The organism is Billgrantia antri, assembly GCF_019430905.1.
GTDB lineage: Bacteria > Pseudomonadota > Gammaproteobacteria > Pseudomonadales > Halomonadaceae > Halomonas > Halomonas antri.
In genome coordinates this window covers 1-1100 of sequence record NZ_JAHYCA010000012.1, presented here as the reverse complement: position 1 = coordinate 1100, position 1100 = coordinate 1, and the positions used below count along the sequence as shown (strand labels likewise).

Sequence of the window (1100 nt, the reverse complement as noted above, 5' to 3'; positions counted from 1 at the left end):
GGCGCGACGATCTTGCCGGTCTGCCCCACCTGCATGTCGTTGGGCACGAAGCCGGCATCCACCGCGGCACGCGAGGCGCCGATGGCCGCGCCCAGCTTGTCGGCGATACCGTCGAGCAGCTTGAAGTTCTCGCCGCTGCCCATGCCGCGACCGCCGGAGATGACCACCCGCGCACCGCCCAGTTCGGGACGGTCGCTCTGGGCCAGCTCCTGCTTGAGGAAGGTGGACTGGCCATTCTCGGCCACGAAGTCGACGCTCTCGACGCTGGCGCTGCCGCCCTCTGCCACCGCATCGAACGCCGTGGTGCGCACGGTGATCACCTTGAGGCTGTCGGCGCTCTTGACCGTGGCAATGGCGTTGCCGGCGTAGATGGGACGCTTGAAGGTGTCGCCGTCGACCACTTCGAGGATCTCGGAGAGCTGGCTGACGTCTTTCAGTGCGGCAACCCGCGGCAGCACGTTCTTGCCGGTGGTCGAGGCAGCGGCCAGCACGTGGCTGTAGTCGCCGGCGAGCTCGACCAGCAGCGCGCCCAGGGGTTCGGCGAGCTGGTGGGCATAGGTCGCGTGATCGGCCACCCGCACCTTGCTCACGCCGTCGAGCTTGGCCGCGGCCTCGGCCACGGCGCCGACGTTCTCGCCGGCCACCAGTACGTCGATATCACCCCCGATGGCCTTGGCCGCCGCGACCACGTGGGCGGTGGCGCCGGCGAGCTGGCCGTCGTGATGTTCGGCAAGGACGAGTACGCTCATGAGATCACCTTCGCTTCGTTTTTCAGCTTGTCCACGAGCTCGTCGACGGAGCCCACCTTGATGCCGCCCTTGCGCTCGGCCGGCGACTCGACCTTCGCCAGCGTCAGCCGGCTCGCCACCTCGACGCCGAGGTCAGCCGGGGACTTGACGTCGAGCGGCTTCTTCTTGGCCTTCATGATGTCGGGCAGCTTGGCGTAGCGCGGCTCGTTCAAGCGCAGGTCGGTGGTGATCACCGCCGGCAGGGTCAGCTCGACGGTCTGCAGGCCGCCGTCGATCTCGCGGGTCACCTGCACCTTGTCGTTCTCGACCGTCACTTCCGAGGCGAAGGTGCCCTGGGGCAGGCCGGCCAGC

Annotated in this window: 2 protein-coding genes; both read right to left on the bottom strand. The window is 68.5% G+C overall.

Annotation, left to right across the window (positions count from 1 at the left end):
* The coding region (locus KPL81_RS20535) for an electron transfer flavoprotein subunit alpha/FixB family protein (protein ID WP_219793715.1) at window positions 1-749 on the bottom strand (749 nt) is incomplete at its 3' end.
* Window positions 746-1100, bottom strand: a 355-nt coding sequence (locus tag KPL81_RS20530; protein ID WP_422674159.1) for an electron transfer flavoprotein subunit beta/FixA family protein, incomplete at its 5' end; no start/stop codon positions are given. The genes KPL81_RS20530 and KPL81_RS20535, both read right to left, overlap by 4 nt.